Annotated in this window: 14 protein-coding genes; 6 read left to right on the top strand and 8 right to left on the bottom strand. The window is 43.0% G+C overall.

What is annotated here, in order from left to right:
* Positions 1-82: 82 nt before the first annotated feature.
* Positions 83-2,923 carry a leucine--tRNA ligase gene (leuS, locus tag AB6735_RS25110; protein ID WP_370998946.1) on the bottom strand — a complete coding sequence of 947 codons (2,841 nt, stop codon included), beginning with the start codon at positions 2,921-2,923 and terminating at the stop codon, positions 83-85.
* Between the two features lie 206 nt (positions 2,924-3,129).
* Here leuS and AB6735_RS25105 point away from each other — a divergent pair, with 206 nt between their 5' ends.
* Entirely contained in the window at positions 3,130-3,924 is a 795-nt protein-coding gene (locus AB6735_RS25105; protein ID WP_370998945.1) for a hypothetical protein, read from the top strand.
* An 86-nt stretch (positions 3,925-4,010) separates the two neighbouring features.
* Here the strand turns inward: AB6735_RS25105 and AB6735_RS25100 are convergent, their stop codons facing one another.
* The 4 genes from AB6735_RS25100 to AB6735_RS25085 all read right to left on the bottom strand — a co-directional run bounded on the left by AB6735_RS25100 (position 4,011) and on the right by AB6735_RS25085 (position 8,928).
* A complete protein-coding gene (locus AB6735_RS25100; protein ID WP_370998944.1) occupies positions 4,011-4,547 on the bottom strand; it encodes an RNA polymerase sigma factor in 537 nt (178 codons plus the stop codon).
* A 265-nt stretch (positions 4,548-4,812) separates the two neighbouring features.
* The gene (murB, locus tag AB6735_RS25095; RefSeq protein ID WP_370998943.1) at positions 4,813-5,832 is read right to left on the bottom strand and encodes a UDP-N-acetylmuramate dehydrogenase; all 1,020 of its coding nucleotides are present in this window, start codon (positions 5,830-5,832) and stop codon (positions 4,813-4,815) included.
* A 197-nt stretch (positions 5,833-6,029) separates the two neighbouring features.
* The gene (locus tag AB6735_RS25090; RefSeq protein WP_370998942.1) at positions 6,030-7,697 is read right to left on the bottom strand and encodes an ArnT family glycosyltransferase; all 1,668 of its coding nucleotides are present in this window, start codon (positions 7,695-7,697) and stop codon (positions 6,030-6,032) included.
* Positions 7,698-7,947: 250 nt separating this feature from the next.
* Complete coding sequence (locus AB6735_RS25085; RefSeq protein WP_370998941.1) at positions 7,948-8,928, bottom strand: glycosyltransferase; 981 nt, start codon at positions 8,926-8,928, stop codon at positions 7,948-7,950.
* Between the two features lie 362 nt (positions 8,929-9,290).
* Here AB6735_RS25085 and AB6735_RS25080 point away from each other — a divergent pair, with 362 nt between their 5' ends.
* The gene (locus AB6735_RS25080) at positions 9,291-10,610 is read left to right on the top strand and encodes a sugar MFS transporter (protein ID WP_370998940.1); all 1,320 of its coding nucleotides are present in this window, start codon (positions 9,291-9,293) and stop codon (positions 10,608-10,610) included.
* 104 nt (positions 10,611-10,714) lie between these two features.
* Here the strand turns inward: AB6735_RS25080 and AB6735_RS25075 are convergent, their stop codons facing one another.
* The 3 genes from AB6735_RS25075 to AB6735_RS25065 all read right to left on the bottom strand — a co-directional run bounded on the left by AB6735_RS25075 (position 10,715) and on the right by AB6735_RS25065 (position 13,767).
* Complete coding sequence (locus AB6735_RS25075) at positions 10,715-11,155, bottom strand: sterol desaturase family protein (protein WP_370998939.1); 441 nt, start codon at positions 11,153-11,155, stop codon at positions 10,715-10,717.
* 146 nt (positions 11,156-11,301) lie between these two features.
* Positions 11,302-12,705 carry a dihydrolipoyl dehydrogenase gene (gene lpdA / locus AB6735_RS25070; RefSeq protein WP_370998938.1) on the bottom strand — a complete coding sequence of 468 codons (1,404 nt, stop codon included), beginning with the start codon at positions 12,703-12,705 and terminating at the stop codon, positions 11,302-11,304.
* Positions 12,706-12,768: 63 nt separating this feature from the next.
* Positions 12,769-13,767, bottom strand: a complete 999-nt coding sequence (locus AB6735_RS25065) for a phosphotransferase enzyme family protein (protein ID WP_370998937.1) — start codon at positions 13,765-13,767, stop codon at positions 12,769-12,771.
* 128 nt (positions 13,768-13,895) lie between these two features.
* Here AB6735_RS25065 and AB6735_RS25060 point away from each other — a divergent pair, with 128 nt between their 5' ends.
* From AB6735_RS25060 to AB6735_RS25045, 4 genes are all read left to right on the top strand, one after another.
* Positions 13,896-15,755, top strand: a complete 1,860-nt coding sequence (locus tag AB6735_RS25060) for a CocE/NonD family hydrolase (RefSeq protein WP_370998936.1) — start codon at positions 13,896-13,898, stop codon at positions 15,753-15,755.
* Between the two features lie 154 nt (positions 15,756-15,909).
* Positions 15,910-17,589 (top strand): M1 family metallopeptidase, encoded by a 1,680-nt coding sequence (locus tag AB6735_RS25055; RefSeq protein ID WP_370998935.1) that lies wholly within the window; start codon positions 15,910-15,912, stop codon positions 17,587-17,589.
* 1 nt (position 17,590) lies between these two features.
* The gene (locus tag AB6735_RS25050) at positions 17,591-18,235 is read left to right on the top strand and encodes a M949_RS01915 family surface polysaccharide biosynthesis protein (protein WP_370998934.1); all 645 of its coding nucleotides are present in this window, start codon (positions 17,591-17,593) and stop codon (positions 18,233-18,235) included.
* A gap of 37 nt (positions 18,236-18,272) precedes the next feature.
* Entirely contained in the window at positions 18,273-19,946 is a 1,674-nt protein-coding gene (locus AB6735_RS25045) for a M1 family metallopeptidase (protein ID WP_370998933.1), read from the top strand.
* The last annotated feature ends 130 nt before the right edge of the window (positions 19,947-20,076 follow it).

Below are 20,076 nucleotides of genomic sequence, written 5' to 3'. Positions count from 1 at the left end.
TATCCAACACCGAAATTCGAAACTTCAATGTTCGGTATTGGATATTCAGTGTTGGATATTAATTGGTTGGAATTCCTGGGGCTTAAACCACCATATTCACTATTCTGCCTTTTACCACGATCACCTTTTTAGGAGCTTTCCCGTCCAGGTATCGTTGTACATCGGCATTGGCTAAAACAAACTCTTCAATAGCTTTTGGCTCCAGGCTTAGTGATATATTCAAGTTCATTTTTGTTTTACCGTTGATAGAGATCGGGTAAGCAAACTCATCCTCAACCAGGTAAGCGCTATTGAATTTTGGATACGGAGCGTATGACAAGCTACCAGCGGGGTTACCTAACAAGGTCCACAATTCTTCACAAATGTGGGGTGCGTATGATGATAACACGATCACCATATCCTGCAGGATGGCCCGGTTGTTACATTTCAGATCGGTTAGTTCATTAACCGCGATCATAAAGCTGGAAACCGAGGTATTGAACGAGAAACGCTCCACATCTTCTTCTACCTTGCGGATGATCTTGTGCAACGATTTCAGTTCGGCTTTGCTCGGCTCTGCATCACTTACGCTAAATTCCCAGGCATCATTATGAAACAAACGCCAGAATTTACGCAGGAATTTGAACACCCCTTCGATACCGTTGGTATTCCATGGTTTACTCTGCTCCAACGGACCAAGGAACATTTCGTACATACGCAGAGTGTCGGCGCCATAACGCTGGGCTATATCATCTGGGTTTACCACGTTATAATAACGCTTTGACATTTTTTCTACTTCAACCCCGCAAATGTATTTGCCATTTTCCAGAATAAATTCAGCATCAGCAAACTCGGGGCGCCACTCTTTAAACTTGTTCAGGTTCAGTACCTCATTCTCTACAATATTCACATCCACATGTAATGGCGAAGTTTTGTACTCTTTAATCAAACCGTGAGATACAAAAGTATTAGTTCCGCGACCTTCCTCATCAATCAATCTATAAACAAAGTTACTGCGCCCCTGTATCATCCCTTGATTGATGAGCTTTTTAAACGGCTCTTCCTCAATCACCAGGTCAAGATCTTTTAAAAATTTGTTCCAGAAACGGCTGTATAACAAATGCCCGGTAGCATGTTCGCTGCCGCCTATGTACAAATCGACATCTTTCCAATAAGCAATTGCTTCCTTAGATGCAAACTCTTGATCATTATGCGCGTCCATATAGCGGTACCAGTACCAGCTGCTACCAGCCCAGCCTGGCATGGTGCTTAGTTCATAAGCGTAGCCAGCCTTATCTTGATTCTTGTCTCTTGATTCCTGACTCTTATAGCTCCAACCTTCGGCGCGACCCAATGGCGGTTCGCCGGTTTCGGTTGGCAGGTATTTATCAACCTCGGGTAATAGTAATGGTAAATGCTCCTCTTCAATTAAATGAGGCAGGCCATCTTTAAAATAAACCGGTACTGGTTCGCCCCAGTAACGCTGACGGCCAAATATAGCATCCCGCATCCTGAAGTTTACTTTAGCTTTGCCGGCACTAATAGCTTCCAGCTTGGCAATTACGGCAGCAGTTGCTTCTTTGTAAGCAAGCCCGTTCATAAAGTCGGAGTTGATATACTTGCCCTCTTTAGTCGGATCGGCTTCGGTTTCGATATTTTGTATATCGATAATAGGTACTATCGGCAGGTTAAAATGTTTGGCAAATAAATAATCACGCTGATCTCCCGATGGTACGGCCATTACAGCACCTGTACCGTATCCTGCCAATACATAATCCGCTATCCAGATCGGGATCCTTTCGTTATTTAACGGATTTAGCACATAACTGCCGGTAAAGGCGCCCGATACCGTTTTGGCATCAGCCATCCTGTCCAACTCCGATTTCTTTTTGGTTTGGGCGATGTACGCATCAATATCCGCCTTTTGCTCAGGCGTAGTTAACGAAGCCACCAACTCATGCTCGGGCGCGATCACCAAAAACGTAACACCGAAAATAGTATCAACCCGGGTGGTGAAAACTTCGATGAATTCGTGAGTAGTGAGTGATGAGTGGTGAGTAGTTTTCTCAATCGGAAATTTGACGCTTGCACCGGTGCTTTTGCCTATCCAGTTGCGCTGCATTTCTTTCAGTGGTTCGGGCCAGTCAATGGTGTCCAATCCTTGCAACAGGCGTTCGGCATAGGCGGTAATACGCATGCTCCACTGCATCATTTTCTTTTGCTCTACAGGATAACCACCACGCTCGCTAAAGCCGTCTTTCACTTCATCATTGGCCAATACAGTACCTAAAGCGGCGCACCAATTCACGGTGCTTTCGCGCAAATAGGTCAGGCGGTATTTTAACAGTTCATTTTGCTGTTCGCGGTTGCTTAGGGCTTTCCATTCTTCAGCGGTAAAAGTCAAAACTTCTTCGTCACATACGGCATTAATACCGGCAGAGCCTTTTTGCTCAAAATGCGCTGCCAGTTTGGTAATGGATTCGGCCTTGTCGGCATCTTTATTATACCAGGAATTAAATAACTGCATAAAGATCCACTGCGTCCATTTGTAATAATCGGGCGAACTGGTGCGTACTTCCCGGCTCCAGTCAAACGAAAAACCTATCTGATCCAACTGACGGCGATAGGTAGCAATATTATCTGCAGTGGTAATAGCGGGGTGTTGCCCGGTTTGTATAGCATACTGCTCGGCCGGTAAACCGAAGCTGTCATACCCCATGGGGTGCAGCACATTAAAACCCTTTAAACGTTTATAGCGTGCAAAAATATCAGAGGCAATATAACCCAGCGGATGGCCCACATGCAGCCCCGCGCCTGATGGGTAGGGGAACATATCCAGCACATAATACTTAGGTTTGGCGCTTTTATCTTCAGCTTTAAAGGTTCCGTTCTGGGCCCAAAACTGCTGCCACTTTTGCTCTATATCTTTAAATTGATAGTCCATTTTATTGTTTACACGTATGAGGTTGCGAAATTAAGAAAATACCTATTAGTTTGGTAGTATATTGATGCTTTGTTTGTTATGTTCTGCGGATAATATTATCCAATTGATCTATTCATGCCTGATTATCCTCATAAATTATTTTGCTTTCCCCTTGTTCTAATTCATTGATAATAAGTTAAATTTACACAGAACACCAAACCTTTTTTATGAAACAGTACCCCAAACTCATCTTTCTATTACTGGCCTGCATCGCTATTGGTTACTCGGCTTGTATCAAATCGGCCAATATTAATAACAAAGGCAATACCAGCACGGTAAGTACCAAGGTGGTAAGCAGCAATGTGGTAATGAACCTTAAACAGATATTGTATGGCGAATATGGCTCATTCAATATTGCCGATGGAGCTAATATGCCCGATAATATGAATCAAAGCCATAAAGGACGCCTGAAAGTACAATCAACCCATCAACCGGATTGTGATTTTAAGATAGATACCGCTTTCCAGTTCGCACTCGATCTGAGCGACACTGCCAAATTCAGCATCTGGAACAAAATCAAATATAACGTACAATGTACAGCCGGCTCGCTTTCGGGTATCAGTGTGTATGATAGTTTATACGTTACCATCACATCCAATGATTATATTGTACTAACCAAGAGTGGTGAAACGCTCAATATGAAGCTATTAACACCGGGCAATAAGGATTCTCAGCTATCAATGACCGGCTCCATGAATGTTTACACTAATCTACAGGCTAAAACAACTGCGGAAAAAACAGGCATTTTCAGCTATAATTACTCGTTCAACTCACTCATCATCGACCCAACAAAAGAGGGGGATATTATCAGCGGTTCTGCCAATTTTGCTACCAAAGGCAGCGGCGCCGATGGTACCTGGGATTATAAGGGTACTATTCAATTCCTGGGCAATCACCGGGTAAAAATAGTAATCAACGGTACATCCTATACCTATGATCTTCAAACGGGTCTGGCGGTATAGATATACTATCTGTCCCGGATCAAAAGCATAAAAAACCCGCCTAAAAAGCGGGTTTTTCTATGATATATATTTTGAGTTTAATCTTATTAATTCTCTGCGTAAACGGGTTTGGCAATGCCATTATCATAAGCTTTCAAGTTCTTTTTCAGTAACTTGCGGGCTACGTGGATGCGGGTTTTTACAGTACCGATCGGGATATCCAGATGATCGGCAATTTCGTGGTATTTATGACCTTCAAAGTACATAGTGAAGGGTACATAATAATCTCCTGGTAAGCGGTCAAGCGCTCTTTTGATATCGTCCATCACAAATTTTGCTTCGCCTTGATTTTTTGTTGAACTGTACACTAGGTTTGGAGAAGATATCTCGTCTGACTTGGTAACAAAAGTGCTCATTTTAACAAAACGGCGATAATTGTTGATGAATGTATTTTTCATGATGGTGTATAACCATCCTTTTAAATTAGTACCCTCTTTAAACTTATTGTAATAAGTTATGGCCTTCAACATTGTGTCCTGGACAAGGTCGTTAGCATCATCTGCGTCATGGGTAAAATGAAGTGCGTAGGACCTCAATGAACTTGCCTGACGTAGTACTAGGGTGTTAAACTCAATCTTTGTCATTTTGTTAAAGTTTTGTATCAACACTCAGGCAACCATGATGCCACTTAAAAATTGATCTTTTAACCAGAACAATGACGAAAGAGATTTTTTCTGGAAAAATAAAGAGTGTAAAAGTTACACCATATAGACAATTAATGAACTGAAAAGCAGAACATTAAAGGCAAAAATTAACCAAAATGAAAAATCAATGAAATTAACTTACGTAACAAAAATGTTATACAATTGACACTAAACGAAACCAAAAGTTTAATTAGAATAAAATTATTTAACTAATAATATTTACTTCGCGTTGTAGCATAACGCCAAATTTAGTGTACACACTGTCTATGATTTGCGACGAAAAAGCATACACTTCCTTGCCAGTGGCACCGCCGTGGTTCACCAAAACCAGCGCCTGATTTTTCCAGGTACCTGTATTTCCTACTACTTTTCCCTTCCAGCCGCATTGCTCAATAAGCCAGCCTGCAGCCAGTTTCACAAGGCCGTCACCGCCTGGATAATTAACCACATCCGGAAATTTAGCCTGCAGCGTGCTGAATTCTTCCTGGCTAATCAAGGGATTTTTAAAAAAACTGCCTGCATTACCTATGGTTGATGGATCAGGCAGTTTAGATACCCGGATATGCGATACAACATCCGACACATCTTTGATTGTAGGCGTAGTAATACCCCGGTTAGCTAACTCCTGCCCAATAGCGCCATATTGTGTATTGATATCAGGAATAAGCGATAATTGGAATTTTACCGACACAATAATGTACAAACCTTTGAGTTCATTTTTAAATACACTTTCGCGGTAACCAAATTTGCAATCGGCTTTGGTAAATGTTTTAAAACTACCGCTTGCTATTTCAAAAGCACGACAACTCAAAAAGGCATCCTTCAGTTCCACGCCGTAAGCGCCGATGTTTTGGATAGGCGATGCGCCTACCGAACCGGGGATCAGGCTCAGGTTTTCGATACCGGCATATCCGCGGGCAACGCAGAAGTTTACCAGGTCGTTCCATACTTCGCCGCCGCCGGCCTCCACAAAAACATCGTTATGACTGATGCGGTGTTCAATACCGCGGATATTCATACGGATCACTAATCCTTCAAAATTACTCACCAGTAGCAGATTGCTGCCGCCGCCCAATACCAGCCTTTCAATTTGCTGCCATTGCGGATCGGCAAACAACTCCACCAGTTCATCCTCGTGCGCTATCTCCACAAAATAACGGGCATACGCGTCGATGCTAAAGGTGTTGAAATTTTTGAGGGATACGTTTTCCTGTATTTGCAGCATATTTTTTTGATGTCGGATATCGGATGTTCGATGTCGGATTTATTGGTGGCGAATTTCGGAATTTTATTTTATTGCCTGCGGTTATTGTATCGCCGCTATAATGAAAAACTTTTTAAACCTTACATTTTAAGCTCAAAAGTAGTATGTGGTCGATATAACACGTTTATCATGCTGAGTAACGCACCACCGCCAGAACATTACAAACCTTTATCCACCCTCACCAGATAAAACCGCTCCAAGCTACCCAGCCGGCTGCTTTTGATGATAAACGGTAGCCGCATATTTTCGTTGGGATAATTGTAAAATGCCTGTACTATTTGAAAATTGGTGTGGTTCTTTTCCAGTTCGGCTTTTAAGCCGTCGTCTATCAGGATAAGGGCATTGCTGTGTGTGACGGCCTGAGCCATGTCCATAAAAGTTACCGGCTGATGGGTATAAAAGTCAAAAGCATTGGGGACATTAAAAGCGGCTATGATCTCAGCGTTTGGATAATGTTGGTTAATATATTCGGCAGCGTGAACATCGCCTTTAAATTTCAGCAGTGTGGGGTAAACCACACCCATGAGGTAAGTATTAACCCATAATGCCGTTATGGCTGTTAATAAAAACAAAGCCCTTTCCCGGTTACGGCTGTTTTTATAAATATATAAGATGACACCAATGAGCAGGATACAGAGCCCTATAAACACCTGCCAGCGCTCAGGGGCGAAAACAAAGTTGAGCACCGTTACCGCGATGATCAATAACGCAACAATAGTATACTGAGCAATGGTAAAGAATTTACTTTTGTGTTGGATCACTTCACGAATAAAGCCGGCTGTGATAATAGCGAAGAAGGGGAACAGGATATTGGTATAAAACGGCAGCTGAAATTTAGATACGGAAAATATCAGCAGCATTACTACCGAACCACTAATGCTAACATACTCGGGCAGTTTTACACCTTTGATTATTTGACCGATATGCCTGATGAGCGCGTAATAAAACAACAGCATCCACGGCGCAAAGGCCCATAACAGGGTATGAAGAAAAAAGAACACGCTGCCATGACTGTTGCGGATAAAGCTGTTATTGTTGAAACGCCCGAACTGACTATCCCACAAAAACCAATGGATACCTGATATACCGGTTTTACCAAACACCACTTTTTCGGGGTGTATATCAAACTGTATATATAAGGTATAAATTTCGGGCAGGGTAAATATGCACACCAACACAAATGCCAGCAGCCATTTCCAGTGGAACAAGCTTTTGAGATCTTTTTTAAACAGGTAATCGCCTATAATGGCACTGCCGATGGGAATAAGCAGGTAAATACCCTTGGTCATAACGGCGCAGGCGGTAAACAGGGCTCCAAGCAAGATATCGGCCCAGCCAAGGCGCTCTTTGAGCTGATAAAAGTGATATACCGCTCCCATGAGCAACCCCATGATGTAAGGCTCGGCCCGCACATCGGTGTTTGACATGAGCACGTGCTGTGCGGTAAGCAAGATCAGTGTGGCGATCAATGAGGTTTCCAGATCGTAAAATTTGCGCGCCAGTTTATAAGTGTATACCACCGATAGCAGGAAAAATAACAGGGCCGGTAATTTATAGGCGATGGTATTGATACCAAAGATCTTAAAGCTCAGCGCGGCCATCCAGAACGGAAAATGCGGTTTATCCAGCCAGTCCTTCCCGTGGTAAATGAGCTCGGTAAAATTATTGCTTTGGGCCATGCCACGGGCCAGCACACTGTACAAACTAGGATCGTCGGTAAAGTATTTAATACCTATGCCGGCAATATTTACCAATATGGCCAGGGCCAACACTACAATGTATGGCTTTTTATATGCGGGAGATAAAGTGGTTGCTGAACTATTCACCGGAGATATTTAGGTACAAAATAACACATTATAATATTACTACGTTGTTGTCTGATTAAGATTCTTTAAAGTTTTGACCTTTTTCAAGTTTTTCAAAAGCTGAGGCAGGGTGCGATTCCTTCCCTCGGGAAAAAGGAGGAAGGGGTTTCTGCATCATGTAGTTTATACCCGGCGTATAAACCCCTCCCTGCCTTTACACTCATAACAACCGCACTCCTCCCGTGGCGAGGAATTGAGGATGAGTATTATTTTATGCGTTCCAGGGCAGGTACTTGGGTGATGCTTCCTTCAGCGCAGGGCTAACCGGGTTCAAGGTTTCGCCATTCAATATCTTTTCATATAATTCCAGATAGCGTCGGGCCATTTTTTGAACAGTAAAATGTTCCATGGCGTAATCATGGCAGTGCTGATTACTAAAAGAGTCTACATTTTTAAGCGCTGTTATTAACGTCGTTTTGCTATTGCTCAACAAGCCAACCTCAGCCGGTACCAACTCCGGCAACGAGCCATAAGGCGTACCGAACACTGGGCAGCCAAAATAAAGGCTTTCAATAATAGCCAAGCCAAAAGGCTCATGCCATAAAACCGGGAACAATAAAGCCTTTGAAGCATTCAATACTACCGATTTTTGCGCGTTATCAACCATACCCTTAAACCGAACATTTAAATTGGGAGTAAAGCGCAGTCCCATTTTCAGGTTTAAACGTGTACCTCCCAATACGACAAGCTTATTGCCGGTTTGGGTGGCTATATCAATGGCGCCTTTTACATTTTTTACACGCCAGGCGGCTTTGGCCAAAAAGTGGGTATGGGTACGTTTCTGTTGCAGATCGGGCCGGGGATAATCATCCGGATCAAGACCATGATGTATAAACACGCTTGATCCATGACGTGCAGCATGATCGGCAGATACAAATACGGAGTTTTGATCCAGCACCTGGCCGTAGCCCGGGTTATTGTGCACATTAATAAGGTATGGCTTTTTGGTAAACCCGCTTACCTGGAAATGGAAATGTACCACGTCTACATCATCCGGAACCTGTAGGTTCATGTCAATAGCAGGATTATATACCAGCACTTTCGCAAAGGGACAGGCAGAGCCTTCACTCACCAAGTAGGTAATGTCATGACCCAGGCGGTTAAGCTCCTTGCCCAACCACCAGATCACTCTTTCGGTGCCTCCATATTTGGCAGCCGGTATCATGGTATTGTTAACTATTAGTATTTTCATGCTGGCGATGAATGTAAGCGTCCGAATTTCGGAATTTTAATTTGGATTGAAGATCTTCTGATATTGATAGCCGGAAGAACCAATAACACACAATAAATTAATTTTTTTCAGAAATCTTGATTTTTACAGGTATTGCCCATAGAACAGCTACACAAACGTTTGATAAATCAATAAAACTCATTATCAACCTGTTTTTTAAAGAAAAATCATCCCGAAAAATCACGCGAATGATATAAATCACCAAAATAAAAGGAATATATCCTCATTTAATTTCACTAATTTTCACATTCCCAATACAATCTACCAACTTTTTTAATTATTTTAGAAACTTCATTAAGTTCTTAACAATTTAACTAAAAGAAATGGCTACTGTTATTAAAGTTGAAAATCCGGTGGCGGTAAAAAGCTCGGGTATAAATCCTATTATTATTATAGGTGCATTATTTTTCATTTTCGGGTTTGTAACCTGGCTAAATTCTGTATTGATACCCTATTTAAAAATTGCCTGTCAGCTTAATAACATCGAATCATTTTTAGTAGCCAGCGCTTTTTATATTGCCTATTTATTAATGGCAAAGCCATCGGCCTGGTTGCTTAAACTATTTGGCTTTAAAAATGGCATGGCGGTTGGTCTGCTTATTATGGCGGTTGGCGCTCTCATATTTATACCCGCGGCATTAACCAGGACTTATACTATATTCCTGATCGGTTTATTTGTACAAGGCTCAGGGTTGGCCGTTTTACAATCAGCCTCCAATCCATATATCACTATAGTTGGCCCACCCGAAAGCGCTGCCAAACGGATCAGCATCATGGGTATCTGTAATAAATTTGCCGGTGTACTGGCGCCTATCGCATTGGGCGCAGTGGTATTAAAAAACATCGATGCCTTTACTGCCAATCTCGCTAAGCTTGATGCTACCCAAAAAATAACCGAGCTCAATGAACTTGCTTCCAGGGTAATTTTGCCTTACGTGCTTATTGTTATTGTATTGGCAGTATTGGCCGTGCTGATCTACTTTTCGGGCCTGCCAGAAATTGATACCGATCATGAGGATGAAACCGTAGCTGCTGCCAATTCCGGTAAAACCAGCGTATTCGAGTTTCCGCATTTAATATTGGGGGTAATTGCCCTGTTTCTATACGTGGGCGCCGAAGTTATAGCCGGCGACTCTATCATCAGTTATGGTGTTGCGCATCATATCCCGCTATCCACCGCCAAATATTTTGCATCGGGCACACTGGCTTGCATGGTTATTGGTTACATCGCGGGCATCTTATTTATTCCCCGTTATATTTCACAACAAAAAGCATTGGTATACTCGGCTGTGCTGGGTGTGATTTTAACAGCGGCCGCCTTGCTCGTTCCCAAATACGCTTCCGTAGCCTGCATTGCGCTTTTAGGTTTAGCCAATTCATTAATGTGGCCTGCTATATGGCCATTGGCCTTATCGGGCCTGGGCAGGTTTACCAAGATCGGTTCGTCACTACTGGTTATGGGTATAGCCGGCGCGGCGGTTTTCCCGCCTATTTATGGCTTCCTGGTTGATAGATTTAAACCCAGCCTCGGCCCTGAAGCAGCAGCTCAAACATCTTACTGGATCCTGTTACCTATCTATCTGTTCATCCTGTATTTTGCTGCCATTGGTTACAAAAAAGGGAAGCATGTGATAGCGGTGTAAGGCTATTTGTCTGAACTTGAATTTATAGAATTTTAGAATTAACAGAATTAAACCTACTAAGGAAATTCTAAAATTCCTTAATTCCATAATTCGAGTTCAGACACTCACTTCCTAAACCACTTCCTGCTCGCCACCAACAACCCAAACTCTTCCGAAGGATTTTTCTGCATAGATTTATGGTGCATTTTATGCGCACGGCGGATGCCTGCCAGGTAACGGTTATTACTTTTGAATGCTTTAAAGCGGTTATGAATAAACCAATCGTGAAAAATAAAGTAGATGATACCATATGTGCTGATACCTGTACCTATCCAGAAGTGATAGTCCAGATTAAGGTGCCCTATCCACATCAGTCCTAAAGCAAAGGCCGCAAAACCTATACTGAACAGATCGTTCAGCTCGAACCAGCTATGTTTTTCCTGATGGTGTGTTTTGTGGATGAACCACAGCGGCCCATGAAACAGGTATTTATGCATAGCCCAGGAAAGCAATTCCATAAATGCAATGGTGCATAGCACAATACCAATATTCAATAAGATAATCATCAGCTCAATATAAGGACCCTTAAAATAAAAAAAGCAGAAACAAACCTAATTGTTTCTGCTTCGATATCATTTACTTCAATATTCGAAGTTCAAAATTTGGTGTTCGATATTAACCAAATTCCAAATCGAACTTCTCAATTCCCAAATTACATATGTATCGGCCTGTTCTCAGTCGCTGCTAAGCAGGCTTCGCGCATGGCTTCTGTGTAAGTTGGATGGGCGTGGCTCATGCGCGAAATATCTTCGGCGCTGGCACGGTACTCCATCGCTACTACAGCCTCGGCAATCATATCAGCAGCACGCGGACCGATCATGTGCACACCCAGAATCTCGTCGGTAGTGGCATCGGCCAGTACTTTCACAAAACCATCCAGATCACCGCTGGCGCGCGCACGGCCACTGGCTTTGAATGGGAACGATCCTGTTTTATATTTTACACCGGCTGCTTTCAATTGCTCCTCTGTCTGACCAACGGCGGCAACTTCCGGCCAGGTATAAACAACGCCCGGTATCAGGTTATAATCAATGTGTGGTTTCTGGCCGGCTATGATCTCGGCAACCAGAGTACCTTCATCTTCGGCTTTGTGGGCCAGCATGGCACCTTTAATCACGTCGCCAATAGCGTAAACACCTTTAACGCTGGTTTCCAGGTGATCGTCAACGGTGATCTTACGACCGCGTTCTTCAACGGTAATGCCAATTTTATCCAGACCTAAACCATCGGTGTAAGCTATACGACCAACAGCAACCAGGCAGTAATCGCCTTTTAGTTCCTGTTTCTCGCCTTTCGGGGTATCAAAGCTCACGGTTACTTCTTTCCCTTTTACGGTAGCGCCGGTAACTTTATGGCTCAGGTAAAATTCCATACCCAATTTGGTCAGGACTTTTTGCAGCTCTTTACCCAAACCTTTATCCATAGTTGGGATAATGCCATCCATAAATTCAATTACAGATACTTTGGAGCCTAAGCGGGCGTAAACAGAACCCAGCTCCAAACCTATAACACCGCCGCCTATCAGCACCAGGTGCTTAGGGATCTCTGTAAGGGTTAAAGCCTCAGTTGAGGTAATGATGCGTTTTTTATCGATCTTTAAAAATGGTAGTGCTGATGGTTTTGAACCGGTAGCAATGATCACATTTTTGCTGGTGAGCTCAGTTTCGGTGCCATCGCTTTTTTTAACGATGATGGTATTTTTATCTTTAAAAGATCCTACACCATAATGGGTATCGATCTTATTTTTTTTCATCAGGTAAACAATACCGCTGGTGTTGGCGTCAACCACTTCCTGCTTGCGTTTGATCATCTGCCCGAAATCAATTTTCAGGTTATCCAGGTTAATACCATGCGTTTTAAAGGCATGAGCGGCATTATGGTAATGTTCAGAAGAATCCAGTAAAGCTTTGGATGGGATACAGCCTACATTTAGACAGGTACCGCCAAGGGTAGCATATTTTTCAACAATCGCGGTTTTTAAACCAAGCTGGGCACAACGTATAGCGGCTACATAGCCACCTGGGCCCGAACCGATAACGATAACATCATATTGCATAAGTTTGTATTTTGTGGTTGGCAAAGTTAATGGTTATTAGGCTATTATTTTATAGATTAATGGTCAAAATTCGCAATACTTATCTACCCACACTTTTATCAGCGATACCCTATCCTTTATAAATTTCGGACCAAAAAACGGGTTCGACCAATCATCGAAGTTTTCATATTGAAAGCCCAGGTAAAATATCCAGAACCCTACACCCAGATAAGGAATAGCCTTGATCTCCTGATCTGACACAGGCCTTACTTCGCGGTAGGCTGCTATAAAAACCTTAAACATGCAGTCGGCTTCTTCGCGGGTCAGTTTGCCGGTAAATACATGCATAAAAAAATGCACAAAGAACGACATCAGATCATTGGCCAGGTAACCTTGTCCTGCAAAATCGAAATCAAAAAAGGTGATCTGGCCACCGTCATCAAAATGAAAATTCTTAGGCAAAAAATCATACTGGCAGTAACCATAGCTAAATTTCTTTGTATCAAACGTATTTAGCTTTTGAATTACCTGCATTACGGTCTCTTTTAAATAGATATATTCACCAGGCAGCTCCGCAAACGCGGGCTTCAGCGTTTTTAAAGGTTGAATGAGCGTGCTATCCGTAGTATAGGCTTTTCTTTTATAGTTCAGTTTCACTACCGAGGTGATGTTATGAACCGTGGCCATTTCACGGCCAACAGTTTTCAATTGCTCATCAGACAGATCAAGCACAGGTTTGCCCTCGGCATAGGAAAGCACAATACCGTAGCGGGTGCCTTCGGCTGCATCAAATTTTTGTATCTGTCCGCCAAAAATATCAACCAGTGGGTAGGATACCTTTGCACCATACTCTTTCAACATATTCAACAACTCCACTTCACCCTGTATCTCGGTTAAGGAGCGGTGCATGCCACGGTAAATTTTTAAAATATACTTTGAATCAGCTGCTTCTAAAACATAGGTATCGCTTACGCCACGCAGTAAATATTTGCAGCTTATTAGGTTTATACCATACGCTGCTGTTATATAATCTTTTAAAGCAAGGGCAGATAAGGTGGAATACTGAGCTGGGAATGATGACATAAATAAGGTAGATAAATATACAAAATGATGTGTAAGGCTGTTTTTTTAGCTTTATTGTAACAGTGTTGCAATAATAAATTGAATTAACGATTTACTTGCTAAATTAGGCCTTTAAACTGACTGATCTCATGAAAAAAATTTACTCATTTTTTGCACTATTATTAATGTGCAGCATTAACGCTTTTGCTCAAAGCGATTATGTAAAGGAACATTTTACCAAAAAAGACGTGTACATCACTATGCGCGATGGTAAAAAGCTCTTTACCTCCATTTACACGCCTAAAGATGCTTCGGCTAAAAACAAGTATCCTATCCTGATGCAGCGTACCTGTTACAGCGTAGCGCCATACGGCGAGGATAAATATCCCGCACGCTTGGGTCCGTCGGAAATTATCATGAAAGAGGGTTATATTTTTGTGTACCAGGATGTTCGCGGCCGCTGGAAAAGTGAAGGAACCTGGACAAACATGACGCCCGTTATCGATAACAAAAAAAGCAAAACCGATGTTGATGAAGGTTCTGACACTTATGATACCATTGACTGGCTGGTTAAAAATGCAACTTTCAATAATGGCAAGGTTGGCCAGTATGGCATCTCCTACCCAGGTTTTTATACCGCGGCGGGTATCCTGTCAAACCATCCAGCTTTGAAAGCGTCATCGCCACAAGCCCCTATATCCGATTTCTTTTTTGACGATTTTCATCATAACGGCGCTTTTCTTGAAGGTTACTTTTTCACCTTCCCGGTTTTTGGCGTTCAGAAAACCGATACCACTACCAAGGCCTGGTATACCATGCTTAAACCCAATAGCAAAGATGGATATCAATACCTATTAGATCTTGGTCCGCTAAAAAATGCCGACAAATTTTATCACGACAATTTCTTCTGGCAGGAAACCATCAACCACCCTAATTATGATGAATTTTGGCAAAAACGCGGTCTGTTAAAGCATTACGGCAAAGTAAAACCCGCGGTAATGCTGGTAGGCGGCTGGTTTGATGCCGAGGATCTGACCGGTCCGCTGGCTATCTACAAAACCATCAACAAAACTGATCCTAATGCTTATAATACCATTGTAATGGGTCCGTTTGGGCACGGCCGCTGGTCGCGCGAAACCGGGCATACCATGCACAGCAACGTTTACTTTGGCGATAGCATCGCTACTTTTTACCAAAAAAATATCGAAGCCAAATTCTTCAACCATTTCCTGAAAGGTAATGGCGATAAAAATTCAGGTCTGCCAAATGCCTATATGTATAATACCGGCAAAAAAGAATGGGCTACTTTTGATAAATGGCCGGCTCCAAATGCCGTTCACCAAAAAATGTATTTAGGTGCCGATGGTAAACTGGCCGATGCGCAACCTGCCACAGCCGGTTCAGTATCCTATATAAGCGATCCGCTTAAACCGGTTCCTTATACTGAGGATAATACCACTACCATGGGCTTTACCCCGCACAATTATATGAGTGAGGATCAGCGTTTTGCCGGTCGTCGTCCGGATGTATTGGTTTACCAGACCAACGTGTTAAATGATGATGTAACCCTTGGCGGCGAGATCATGGCCCATCTTAAAATTGCGACTACCGGCACCGATGCCGATTTTGTAGTAAAACTGATCGACGTTTACCCTGCCGATGAGCCTAACAACCCATACATGCCCAACAAAAACATCATCCTGAGCAATTACTGGCAAATGGTACGCTCCGAAGTAATGCCGGCACGTTTCCGCAATAGCTTCGAGAAACCAGAAGCTTTGGTAGCCAACCAAAAAACCGATGTTAACTTCCGCCTGCAGGATGTGCTGCATACCTTTAAAAAGGGTCACCGCATTATGATCCAGATACAAAGCACCTGGTTCCCGATCATAGCACGTAATCCGCAAAAATTTGTGGAGAATCCGTACAAGGCCAACGAAAGCGACTACATCAAAGCCACCGAGACTGTTTATAACGACAGCTTTATTGATGTGGAAGTATTGAAATAGATGTTATACTGGCCCTTCTCCCAATAGAGAAGGGCTTTTTTCTTAAAAAGCCCCCCTTTTAGGGTGAATTAAGAAGCAACTTATCTTTAAAAATAAACTTAATCACAAGATATTTGTAGATTTAGGTTCATTAAACATTGACTGATCCGTTACAATGAACAACTCATCACTTACTAAACTGAATTATCAGTTTATATTGGGAGCTATTTTATTATGCCTCCCGGTTATTGCCAAAGCCCAGCTTTTACAAGAGAAAGAAAAATACACGCATGCAGATACACTGCGTGGTAGCCTTTCGCCTTTACGTTCCTGTTACGATATTAACTACTATCACCTTGATGTAAAAGTAAATATCGACCAACGAGCCATCAGTGGCAGCAATCAATTTAAATTTACCGCGACTGAGGATTTCACCAAACTGCAGTTCGATCTGTTTGCCAATCTGAACGTAGACAAAGTGGTGTATAAAGGTAAAAACCTGCCTTATACCCGCGATGCTAATGCCGTTTTTGTTACACTTCCACAAACCATTGCCAAAGGCAGCAAGGATGAGTTTACCGTATACTATTCGGGCAAACCAACCGTGGCGGTTAACGCCCCCTGGGATGGCGGCTTTGTATTTAAAAAAGATTCGCTGGGCAAACCTTGGGTAGCTACTGCCTGTGAGGGCGTGGGCGCCAGTATCTGGTGGCCCAATAAAGATCATCTAAGCGATGAGGTTGACAGCATGATGATCAGCATCAGCGTACCTAAAGGATTAAAGGATGTATCCAACGGCAGGCTGCGTAAAGTTACTCCGCTCAAAGATGGCTATACGCGCTTTGATTGGTTTGTGGCCAACCCTATTAACAATTATGATGTGGTTGCCAACATTGGCGATTATACTCACTTCGGCGATACATACGATGGAGAGAAAGGCAAGCTCAGTCTTGATTTCTGGGTATTGCCAGCCAGCCTGGAGAAAGCCAAAAAGCAATTTGCCGAAAATGTAAAGCCTATGCTTAAAGCCTTTGAACACTGGTTTGGCCCTTATCCGTTTTATGAGGATGGTTACAAACTGGTAGAAACACCGCATTTAGGTATGGAGCACCAAAGCGCTACAGCCTACGGTAATCATTATTTGAATGGCTACCTGGGTTATGATATGTCGGGCACGGGCTGGGGGCTTAAATGGGATTATATTATAGTTCACGAAAGTGGCCATGAGTGGTTTGGCAATAACATCACCGGTAAAGATCTGGCCGATATGTGGATACATGAAGGCTTTACCTGTTATTCCGAATCGTTGTTTATTGAAAATAACTGGGGCAAAAAAGCAGGCCAGGAATACAACAAAGGACTTAGAATAGGAATTGGGAACGAGAGCCCTATTGTGGGCGTTTACAATGTAAACAAAGAAGGCTCCGGGGATATGTATCCCAAAGGCGCGGTACTGCTCAATATGGTGCGCACTATTATTAATGATGATGAAAAATGGCGCGGGATACTTCGCGGTCTCAATAAAACATTTTATCATCAAACCGTTACTTATGACCAGGTGGTTAACTATATCACCGAACAATCGGGCAAAAAACTATTACCTGTATTTGACCAGTACCTGCATTACAAAAACCTGCCAACACTGGAGTTTGCCACCAGGGATGGCAAACTGCTTAGTCGCTGGATAGCCGATGTTAATGGTTTTGCCATGCCTGTATTGGTAAGGGTTAAAGGAGGAGAGTACCAATTTATTACACCTACTACCCGTTTTACCCCGGTTGCTATTGAAGGTGCTACTACAGACAATATTGAAGTAGATACATTTAATTACTATATCGGTATACTGAAAGATTAGTATGAGCATGCATTACATCAAATTCATGACCATGCTGATGTTTTTATCCGCGGGGCAAATGGCTATGGCACAGGTCAGTGTGGTCAAGCTTAATAAAAGATCGATACCTGCATCCATTAAATATAAAGGAGATATTGTTAACTCCGTACGCTTTAAAGACAGCGAAGGTGAGCACTTATTGATCACAACAGAAACCGGGATAACCGATACCAGAGGCGATAGCGAAGATGGTAATGGACGCGATGCGGCCCTTTATGCTTATCAGTATACCATAAAGAGCAACGGAAGTATGCAGTTAAACTGGCAAATGGTTGATTTTGTTAAGGACTGCCAGGTAGACCTGGAAGCGATATACATTCCGGGCACTTTTGCCGTTACCGACCTGGACAGGAATGGGAAAGCCGAAGTATGGCTGATGTACAAAACATTATGCGTCGGCGATATCAGTCCGGGCGAAATGAAGATCATTATGCACGAGGGCGGTAACAAATATGCGATAAGAGGGCAAAACAAAGTTAAAGTGGGTCCGGCTGAGTACGACGGCGGCAAATATACTTTTGACGATGCTTTTAAAAGCGGGCCGGAGGTGTTCAGGAAATATGCCCAGGAGCTTTGGCGAAAGAATATCTGGGGACCAAGGGACTAAACATCCTTACTAAATTTAAAAACACAGCAATTTTAACATGAAAATAAAATATTTATATACCATCACAGCGGCTGTTTTGATGCTCAACGCGTTTACGTTACCTGCACAGGCCCAGCTTGGCGCCAACCGCGAAATTTTTACCCGTGCCGATACCCTGCGTGGCAGTTTAACTCCGCTACGCACCTGTTATGATATCAATTACTATCACCTGGATGTGAAGTTTGATATCGATCAAAAGTACATCAGCGGCAGCAACCAGTTTAAATTTACAGCCACACAGGATTTTACCAAACTACAGTTCGACCTGTTTGCTAACCTCAAAGTTGATAAGGTGATTTACAAAGGGCAGGAATTACCATACATCCGCGAATTTAACGCCGTATTCATCACCTTTCCGCAAACCATAACCAAAGGCAGCGCCGATGAGTTTACGGTGTTTTACTCCGGCAATCCTACTATTGCCAAACGCGCTCCCTGGGATGGCGGTATCGTATATACTACCGACTCATTGGGCAAACCCTGGGTGGCTACTGCTTGTCAGGGTATAGGCGCCAGTATCTGGTGGCCTACCAAAGATCATCAGTATGATGAGGTTGACAGCGCCCTCATCAGCATTAGCGTACCTAATGGTTTAAAGGATGTATCAAACGGGCGTTTACGTAAAGTAACCAAATTAAAAGACGGCTATACCCGTTTTGACTGGTTTGTGGCCAATCCCATCAACAACTATGATATTGAGGCCAACATTGGCGATTATGTACACTACGATGGCGTTTACCAGGGCGAAAAGGGAAAATTGACCATGGATTACTGGCCACTGAGCTACAATCTGAACAAGGCTAAAAAACAATGGAACGAGAATGCTACCAAAATGCTCAAAGCATTTGAGCACTGGTTTGGCCCTTATCCCTTTTATGAAGATGGCTATAAGCTGGTAGAGGCCCCACATCTGGGCATGGAACACCAAAGCGGCACCGCCTACGGTAATCATTACCAGAATGGCTACCTGGGTCGCGACCTTTCGGGCACGGGCTGGGGCTTAAAATGGGATTTTATTGTAGTGCATGAGAGTGGGCATGAGTGGTTCGGCAATAATATCACCTCCAAAGATGTAGCTGATATGTGGATCCATGAAAGTTTCACCAATTACTCCGAATCGTTATTTGTGGAAACCTATTATGGCAAGCAAGCCGGGCAGGAGTATGTGCATGGCACCCGTTTGGCTATTCAGAATGACCGCCCTATTGTTGGTCCTTATGACGTAAACCGCGAAGGATCGGGCGATATGTATTATAAAGGCGGTAACCTGCTCAACATGATCCGCACAGTGATAAATGATGATGAAAAATGGCGTAACATTCTGCGTGGGCTCAACAAAACCTTCTACCACCAAACCGTTACTTACAACCAGGTGGTTGATTATATTTCTCAGCAAAGCGGCATGGACCTGGCTCCTATATTCGACCAGTACCTGCATTATAAAACCATCCCGATCTTGGAGTTTTTGACCTATAAGGATAAAATACGTTGCCGTTGGATAAACGTAAGCAGCAAAAAGTTCAATATGCCGGTAAGGATTAAAGTAAAAGGCGGCGATTATCAATTCATCACCCCAACTACCCGCTTTACACCATTAAAACTGGATGGCGCTACGGAAAATAACATCGAAGTAGATACTTTTAATTATTACATAGGGGTAGCACGTGATTAAGTTGTATTAGATTAAGTTAAGTAAAATAGTTGATTCTACTTGCGCTCGTTTGCAACCACAGGTGTTGGGAAGAGTTACCAGAAAGGGGAATGATGGCCGTTCGGAGGCGGTTTGTCAGGGTCTCCACCAT

The sequence above is a fragment of the Mucilaginibacter sp. RCC_168 genome, assembly GCF_041355315.1.
GTDB lineage: Bacteria > Bacteroidota > Bacteroidia > Sphingobacteriales > Sphingobacteriaceae > Mucilaginibacter.
This window is presented reverse-complemented; position numbering and strand designations above follow the sequence as displayed.

Bases quoted from the DNA above. Each gene is read 5' to 3' on its own strand.
- leuS (WP_370998946.1), bottom strand. From the start codon at position 2,923: ATGGACTATCAATTTAAAGATATAGAGCAAAAGTGGCAGCAGTTTTGG.
- AB6735_RS25105 (WP_370998945.1), top strand. From the start codon at position 3,130: ATGAAACAGTACCCCAAACTCATCTTTCTATTACTGGCCTGCATCGCT.
- AB6735_RS25100 (WP_370998944.1), bottom strand. From the start codon at position 4,547: ATGACAAAGATTGAGTTTAACACCCTAGTACTACGTCAGGCAAGTTCA.
- murB (WP_370998943.1), bottom strand. From the start codon at position 5,832: ATGCTGCAAATACAGGAAAACGTATCCCTCAAAAATTTCAACACCTTT.
- AB6735_RS25085 (WP_370998941.1), bottom strand. From the start codon at position 8,928: ATGAAAATACTAATAGTTAACAATACCATGATACCGGCTGCCAAATAT.
- AB6735_RS25080 (WP_370998940.1), top strand. From the start codon at position 9,291: ATGGCTACTGTTATTAAAGTTGAAAATCCGGTGGCGGTAAAAAGCTCG.
- AB6735_RS25075 (WP_370998939.1), bottom strand. From the start codon at position 11,155: ATGATTATCTTATTGAATATTGGTATTGTGCTATGCACCATTGCATTT.
- lpdA (WP_370998938.1), bottom strand. From the start codon at position 12,705: ATGCAATATGATGTTATCGTTATCGGTTCGGGCCCAGGTGGCTATGTA.
- AB6735_RS25065 (WP_370998937.1), bottom strand. From the start codon at position 13,767: ATGTCATCATTCCCAGCTCAGTATTCCACCTTATCTGCCCTTGCTTTA.
- AB6735_RS25060 (WP_370998936.1), top strand. From the start codon at position 13,896: ATGAAAAAAATTTACTCATTTTTTGCACTATTATTAATGTGCAGCATT.
- AB6735_RS25055 (WP_370998935.1), top strand. From the start codon at position 15,910: ATGAACAACTCATCACTTACTAAACTGAATTATCAGTTTATATTGGGA.
- AB6735_RS25050 (WP_370998934.1), top strand. From the start codon at position 17,591: ATGAGCATGCATTACATCAAATTCATGACCATGCTGATGTTTTTATCC.
- AB6735_RS25045 (WP_370998933.1), top strand. From the start codon at position 18,273: ATGAAAATAAAATATTTATATACCATCACAGCGGCTGTTTTGATGCTC.